This is a genomic window from Limnobacter sp. (assembly GCF_036846585.1).
In the GTDB taxonomy this organism is placed as follows: domain Bacteria; phylum Pseudomonadota; class Gammaproteobacteria; order Burkholderiales; family Burkholderiaceae_B; genus Limnobacter.
The window spans coordinates 24050-30853 of the sequence record NZ_DAIUBR010000030.1 but is presented as its reverse complement, the minus strand read 5'-3'; the positions used below and the strand labels follow the sequence as shown (position 1 = coordinate 30853).

Genomic DNA, 6804 nt, shown 5'->3' with positions numbered 1-6804 from the left:
CGCCCGTTCACCGTGGCGCGTTTTGCAGAATATGCACTGGATGGCCGCAAAGAACTCGACAATGTCCTGGAGGTGGGGGCAGGCTGTGGCTATCAGGCTGCCGTGTTTGCAAACCTTGCCAGGCGAGTGTTCAGTATCGAGCGCATTGAGGCCTTGTACGACAAGGCCCAGCGCAATTTGAAACTCGCCGGTTTTCACAAAGTGAAAGTAATTCATGGCGATGGTTTGCTTGGCTTGCCCGCACAGGCACCGTTTGATGTCATCATTGTGGCCGCTGCTGGTCTTGAAATTCCGCAGGCTCTGCTTAAACAGTTGAAAGTTGGCGGGCGCCTGATCGTGCCAGTTGCCGATCACAATCAACAGAATTTGGTCGTTGTGGACCGTCTTGCGGCTGACAAATGGCACCGTGAGAAAAAAGACTTGGTAAAATTCGTACCCCTGTTACAAGGAACTCGCATCGTATGAAACGTGGCGTATTTGAAAAACCCCCTTTATTGGGTCACACACGTGCATTGGCTGTCGGTTTTGCAACCCTGGTTTTTCTTGGCGCGTGTACTACAACTGGTAATCAAGCCCCGGTTGTGGACCGTTTGCCGTCCAGGTCCTCCGATACATCAGTGGCCACTGACGGCATTTACACCGTGAAAGCTGGCGATACTTTGTACAGCATTGCCCTGGATTTTGGTTTGGACTGGCGTGAACTGGCCCGTGCCAACAATTTGAGTGACCCCAGTAAATTGAGCATTGGCCAGAAATTGCGCGTGACTGGTGCGCCTGGCCCTGTGGCCGGTGGTTCCGCCGGCGGAACAATCACTGAAGACAGCGGTGTGGAAATTACTCCCATACCCCCTGCAGGCGGTGCCAGGCCGATTGAGAACACCCCCGCGCCGGAAATCAAGCCACCCGCGCCCACGGCGGTGACCATGGGTTTTATCTGGCCTCATCCCGGTGAAATTGTGCAGGGCTACAAACCTGGTGTGAACAAAGGCATCGACCTGACTGCAAAAGTAGGGGATCCTGTGCTGGCCTCACAGGCCGGGCGTGTGGTGTATTCCGGCAATGCCCTTCGTGGCTATGGCAATTTGATCATTCTGAAACACGACAACAACCTGTTGACGGCCTATGCGCATAACAAAACCCTGCTGGTCAAAGAGGGCGAGCCAGTCACCAAAGGCCAGAAAATTGCCGAGGCAGGGCAGTCCGACACCGATCGCCCCAAGCTGCACTTTGAAGTGCGCAAGCAGGGCAAACCTGTTGACCCGATGGACTACCTCCCGGCCCGTTAATTTTTATCGAATGTAAGCCATGGGCCGAAAAAAGAAAAAAGACCGCACACCTGTGGTGTTTCCACAGGTGCAAGTTACCATTGAGTCCATTGACCTTGATGCAAACGGCATTGGTCATGTGGATGGCAAAGTGCATTTTATTGATGGTGCAATCACCGGTGAAACCGTGATTGCAGAAGTGGTGCGCATCAAGCCCAGTTATTCGAAAGGCAGAACGCTACAGGTACTGAATACCGTATCCACCCGCACCACCCCCAAGTGCCCGCATTACGGGGTATGTGGCGGCTGCGCCATGCAGCACATTGAGCCGAATGCGCAGGTGGCCATTAAAAACCGTGCGTTGGAAGACTTGCTGCTGCGCATTGGTCGCCAACAACCCGAACAGATGATGCCGCCTATTTACGGCTCGTTTTGGGGTTACCGCCACCGTGCGCGTTTAAGCACCCGTTTCGTGATCAAGAAAGACCGTTTTTTTGTGGGTTTCCATGAGAAATCGTCCTCCTATGTGGCGGATATGCAGGAATGCCATGTGTTGCCCAAGCATGTGTCCAACATGATTGTGCCGCTGGGCAATATGCTGGTCACGCTCAGCATTTTCATGCGTTTGCCGCAAATTGAACTGGCCGTTGGCGAGGGCGTAACGGCCATGGTACTGCGGCACCTGGAACCCTTGAGTGAATCGGACCTGGACACGCTGAAGGCGTTTGGAGACGAATGGGGGGTGGACTGGTGGCTGCAGCCTGGTGGCCCGGCCACAGCGCATCGCCTTGAAGCCGACAAACCCGTGGACTTGACCTACCGAATTCCCAGTTTTGGCATTCGCATGCGTTTCAAGCCGACCGACTTCACGCAGGTCAACCACATGATCAACGATGCGATGGTCAGTCGTGCCGTGTCCCTGCTCGATTTAAACCCAGAAGACCGGGTGCTGGACCTGTTCTGTGGCTTGGGCAACTTCTCCTTGCCTTTGGCCACCAAAAGCAGTTTTGTGAAGGGTTTTGAAGGGTCGCAGGATCTGGTAGACCGCGCTGGCGAAAATGCTGAATTCAACGGCTTGACCGATAAAACCGAATTCCATGTGCGCAACCTGTTCGAAGTGGAAACACCTGAATGGGAAAGTTGGGGGCAGTTTGACAAAGTGCTGGTGGATCCACCGCGCGATGGTGCGCTTGAAATTTGCAAAGCCATTGTGGGTGCCCGGGCTGAATTTCAGCCCAAGCGTATTGTGTATGTCAGTTGCAACCCAGGCACCCTGGCGCGCGACACGGGGGTGTTGTGCAATGTGGGTTCGTACAAGTTGATGAAAGCAGGGGTGGTGAACATGTTCCCGCACACATCGCATGTGGAATCAATCGCAGTGTTTGAGCGGGTGGCTTACAGCGTGTATTCCTGAGGGGCACAGTGCGTACAAATAACAAACGGGGCCGTTGCGGCCCCGTTTTCGTTGGTGTTTTTGCCTCACCAACTCGGCGGTCAGTATAGATACCGACCCACTGAAATTGCATGTTGCGCTTTTAAAATTTACTTTGCAACAACTTTCGATGTTGCAAAGTGTCAAAAAAGAGCTTTCAAATCAGTTACTTTCAGGTAACTTTGGGTGGTTTTTCCTCAGCTCGCCTATGCTTACTCGCGGCTGCCGCCAGCGAACACCATGAGCAGCTGCAGCAAATTCACGAACAAATTATACAAACTCAAATAAATGCTTAGCGACGCGGAAATGTAATTGGTTTCTCCGCCACGCATTACACGTTGCAGGTCATACAAAATGAACAGCGAGAACAGGCCCACACAAATTGTGGAAATGGTCAGCGACAGGGCGGGCATTTGCAGGAAGATGTTGGCCACTGAAGCCACAATCACCATCACCAGACCAATCAACAGGCCTTTGCCCATATTTGTGAAGTCGCGCTTGGTCACGGCTGCGTAGCTGGCCAAACCAAAGAAAATACCCGCGGTGCCCAGTGCGGCCATCATGATGATTGAACTGCCGTTGGACAGGCTGAGCGCAACTGACAGGATGCCGGACAACATCAGACCCATGAAGAATGTGAAGCCCAGCATGAGCACCACACCAAACGAGTTGTTGCGGTTGCGCTGAATGCCCCAGATAAAACCGAACATGGCGCCTAGCATGACGACGAATGACAGAATGGGGCTACCGGCGAACAAGGTGAAAAAGCCAAACTGAATGCCTGCGAATGCACCCAAAGCTGTTGGGATCATTGACAGGGCCAGCAAAAAGTATGTGTTTCGCAGAACACGGTTGGTTTCTACGGATGAAACACCACCGGCTGTGCGGCCGAATTGTGCTGTTCTCAGGTCAGACATATGTTCTCGCTCCTTTTTAAAACGCGAATTGCTACAGATTTAGAGTAATGGTAAAGGCGAAAAGTTTCAATTCAAGATGTGGGTCAGGCCAATGATTGGGTTTTTTATATAAACAGGCTATAATCGCGGGTTAATTTTCACGCTTTTCTAATTTTTCGGAGTGGTTATTACCATGGCAATCGAGCGCACCCTGTCCATCATCAAGCCTGATGCTGTTGCAAAAAACGTAATTGGTCAAATTTACAGCCGTTTTGAAGCTGCGGGCCTGAAAGTAGTTGCCGCACGCATGGCCCACCTGTCACGCGCCGAAGCAGAAGGCTTCTACGCTGTGCACAAGGCACGCCCCTTTTTCAACGACCTGGTTGAATTCATGATTTCCGGTCCGGTGATGATTCAAGCCCTGGAAGGCGAGAACGCCATTGCCAAAAACCGTGAACTGATGGGCGCTACAAACCCCAAGGAAGCTGCTGCCGGCACCATTCGTGCTGATTTTGCTGAAAGCATTGATGCAAACGCTGTTCATGGTTCAGATGCAGCGGAAACGGCTGCCAATGAAATCGCTTATTTCTTCCCAGCGTCACAAGTATTTTCACGTTAATCTGATCAGTAAGCTGAATATTAAGCTGAACAGATTGCGTTGAATTCCGGGGGCGCACTTGCGTCCCCGTTGGTTTTGAAAGGACACACCATGAGTGAACAACTCGACAACTTGCTGGACTACTCGGTGCCCGAGCTGATTCAGTGGTGTGGTAATTTGGGCGAAAAACCATTTCGGGCCAAGCAACTGGCCAAGTGGATTCACCAGTCAGGCGTGGACAATTTCGAGTCCATGACCGACCTTGCGAAGTCATTTCGTCAGAATTTGAACAATCGCGCCTGTATCCGGGCGCCCGGTATTATTTCCGATCATGTGTCCAAAGACGGCACCCGCAAGTGGCTGTTTGATGTTGGGCATGGCGACGCCGTGGAAACCGTGTTTATTCCCGAAGAGCGTCGAGGCACCTTGTGCGTCAGCTCTCAGGCGGGTTGCGCCGTGAACTGTCGCTTTTGCTCAACTGGCAAGCAGGGCTTTTCCCGCAACTTGAGCACCGCTGAAATTGTGGCCCAATTGTGGAAAGCCAATGTCTTGTTGCGGGACGCGGGCAATCGCGTGTATGCCCAGGAACGCCCTGTAACCAACGTGGTCATGATGGGCATGGGCGAACCTTTGCTGAATTACGATGCACTGGTGCCTGCGTTGCAGCTGATGCTGGACGACACGGCGTATGGTTTGTCGCGCCGCCGCGTTACCGTGTCCACTTCCGGTGTGGTGCCTTTCATGGACAGGCTTTCCCAAGACTGTCCGGTGGCCCTGGCTGTGTCGCTGCATGCACCGAACGATGCATTGCGCGACCAGCTTGTGCCCTTGAATAAAAAATACCCACTGCGTGAATTGCTTGACGCCTGTTTGCGTTATTTGAAATTTGCGCCTCGTGATTTCATCACCTTTGAATACGTGATGCTTGATGGTGTAAATGACAAGCCCGAGCACGCGCAACAGTTGCTTGAAATCGCAAGCATTGTGCCGTGCAAGTTCAATTTGATTCCGTTCAATCCATTTCCGGAATCGGGTTTGATCAAGTCAACCGTGCCCGCCATCAAAACGTTTGTAGACATACTCTCTGGGGGCGGTGTGGTAACCACAGTTCGAAAAACACGCGGTGACGATATCGATGCGGCTTGCGGTCAGTTGGCAGGCGAGGTCAAAGACCGGACCAAGGTGCGGGAGCGCCAGTATGCCACTGTGTCAATTGACGAACTGAAGGGTTCCTCCAAACGAAGGAACTAGGCTTTTATTGGGTGTGCTTTGTCATACAATGATTTGATCGTTCAAAGGTGTTGTTGCAATCAGGTGTCCTGTTTTGTTCTCCAGAATGTGGAAATCAGCCCAGAACTTGCGACTTTCTTTCAAAAGATTGCTCAACACATTGAATTTTCATAGAAAATACTTGAAACTACCCGCCCGCTTCGATTATGCTGCAAACGTAGTGGCGGTGAAGATATTACAATTACCAATCGGTGCCCTTGTGGGTCAGCCGACGCTTGGAAAGACCAAATGAATGAAAATCGTGCCATGAGCAAAACTGAATCGTCAGATGCCAGCGCAGGTCAAGATGTGAAAACTGAGCAAAACAATGGCTCAACCACCGAAAAGCATCCGAATTTGACCCTGCTTGAGTCAGGTCAAAATCCTGGCGAAATTTTGCGTGCAGCCCGAGAGAGAGCCGGATACTCCCTTAGCGACATCAGCGCCCAGACAAAAATCAATGAAAGGCAGTTAGAGGCCATTGAAAGTGGCGATGTGGGCCGCTTGCCGCCTGAAACATTCGCGAAAGCTTTTATCAAAAGTTACTGCAAGGCGCTGAAGCTGGACGCCGCACCGATCATCTTGTCTTTCGGGTTTTCCGAAAGCAGTGCGCAAGCCAAGGTTGTGCGTACAGGTCAAGGCGAGGCCATGCGCGCTGAACCCCTTGAGCCAAAAATGCCAAGCAGTTCCAAGCGCTTGTCCACACTGAACTTTGACCGGAAAACAGGTAAAAAATCGCTGAGCTATGGCATTGTGCTTGCTGCGGTCGCTGTCATGGCGGTGTTTTACATTCCGGTGTTTTTGTCCAACCAGGCCACAGAAACCAGCGAAACCGAGGCCGCAGGCGATGCCATTGAGCCCAATGATGCACCAGTGGCTGCTGACACGGTTGAACAGTCTTTGCCGTTGCCGCTGGATGCACCCGCAGCAGACGGGGATGCTTCCTCGGTATTTCCGGCGTTGCAGCAACCCCAAGCCTCAGCGCCGCCAGTGGCTGGTTCAACATCAGGCACAACACCGCCGGTTTCAACGAGCGAGGTTGCGCCCACCCCCCCAGCTGCCGAGACCCCGGCAGCCAGCGGTGCACAGTCAGCTTTGCGTTTCAAGTTTCAAGAGCAATCATGGGTGACAGTGCGTGATTCAGATGACAAAGTGCTGATTTCCCAGCTCAACGACGCCGGCAGCAGTCTTGAAGTGCTCGGTCAGGCACCATTCAAATTGATCGTTGGCAATGCAAAATCCGTGGAGATTTCCAGCAACGGCAAACCCGTTGACCTTTCTTCGTCCATTCGTGGCGAAGTGGCACGTATTACCATTCAGTAAGAAAGGGGGGCGTTTCAAAGC

General features: G+C 52.4%; 7 protein-coding genes. 6 read left to right on the top strand and 1 reads right to left on the bottom strand.

The window, feature by feature from the left end; translation table 11 throughout:
• The 3 genes from V7028_RS12540 to rlmD all read left to right on the top strand — a co-directional run.
• The coding region (locus V7028_RS12540) for a protein-L-isoaspartate O-methyltransferase family protein (RefSeq protein ID WP_334120421.1) at positions 1-465 on the top strand (465 nt) is incomplete at its 5' end.
• A complete protein-coding gene (locus V7028_RS12535; protein ID WP_334120420.1) occupies positions 462-1286 on the top strand; it encodes a peptidoglycan DD-metalloendopeptidase family protein in 825 nt (274 codons plus the stop codon). The genes V7028_RS12540 and V7028_RS12535, both read left to right, overlap by 4 nt.
• Positions 1287-1305: 19 nt before the next feature.
• On the top strand, positions 1306-2679 hold the full coding sequence (gene rlmD / locus V7028_RS12530) for a 23S rRNA (uracil(1939)-C(5))-methyltransferase RlmD (RefSeq protein ID WP_334120419.1): 1374 nt from the start codon (positions 1306-1308) through the stop codon (positions 2677-2679).
• Between the two features lie 230 nt (positions 2680-2909).
• Here rlmD and V7028_RS12525 read toward each other — a convergent pair whose 3' ends face one another.
• Positions 2910-3614, bottom strand: a complete 705-nt coding sequence (locus tag V7028_RS12525; protein ID WP_305562962.1) for a Bax inhibitor-1/YccA family protein — start codon at positions 3612-3614, stop codon at positions 2910-2912.
• Positions 3615-3786: 172 nt separating this feature from the next.
• On the opposite strand from V7028_RS12525, the gene ndk reads away from it, so the two are divergent.
• The 3 genes from ndk (at position 3787) to V7028_RS12510 (ending at position 6783) form a co-directional block, all read left to right on the top strand.
• Positions 3787-4212, top strand: coding sequence for a nucleoside-diphosphate kinase (gene ndk, locus V7028_RS12520; protein ID WP_275271634.1), 426 nt, complete (start codon positions 3787-3789; stop codon positions 4210-4212).
• Positions 4213-4302: 90 nt separating this feature from the next.
• Positions 4303-5442 carry a 23S rRNA (adenine(2503)-C(2))-methyltransferase RlmN gene (rlmN, locus tag V7028_RS12515; RefSeq protein ID WP_334120418.1) on the top strand — a complete coding sequence of 380 codons (1140 nt, stop codon included), beginning with the start codon at positions 4303-4305 and terminating at the stop codon, positions 5440-5442.
• Positions 5443-5709: 267 nt separating this feature from the next.
• Entirely contained in the window at positions 5710-6783 is a 1074-nt protein-coding gene (locus V7028_RS12510; protein ID WP_334120417.1) for a RodZ domain-containing protein, read from the top strand.
• Positions 6784-6804: the final 21 nt, after the last annotated feature.

What these genes read in the sequence shown, in the direction of transcription:
- V7028_RS12535 (WP_334120420.1), top strand. Translation starts at nt 462, where the DNA reads ATGAAACGTGGCGTATTTGAAAAACCCCCTTTATTGGGTCACACACGT.
- rlmD (WP_334120419.1), top strand. Translation starts at nt 1,306, where the DNA reads ATGGGCCGAAAAAAGAAAAAAGACCGCACACCTGTGGTGTTTCCACAG.
- V7028_RS12525 (WP_305562962.1), bottom strand. Translation starts at nt 3,614, where the DNA reads ATGTCTGACCTGAGAACAGCACAATTCGGCCGCACAGCCGGTGGTGTT.
- ndk (WP_275271634.1), top strand. Translation starts at nt 3,787, where the DNA reads ATGGCAATCGAGCGCACCCTGTCCATCATCAAGCCTGATGCTGTTGCA.
- rlmN (WP_334120418.1), top strand. Translation starts at nt 4,303, where the DNA reads ATGAGTGAACAACTCGACAACTTGCTGGACTACTCGGTGCCCGAGCTG.
- V7028_RS12510 (WP_334120417.1), top strand. Translation starts at nt 5,710, where the DNA reads ATGAATGAAAATCGTGCCATGAGCAAAACTGAATCGTCAGATGCCAGC.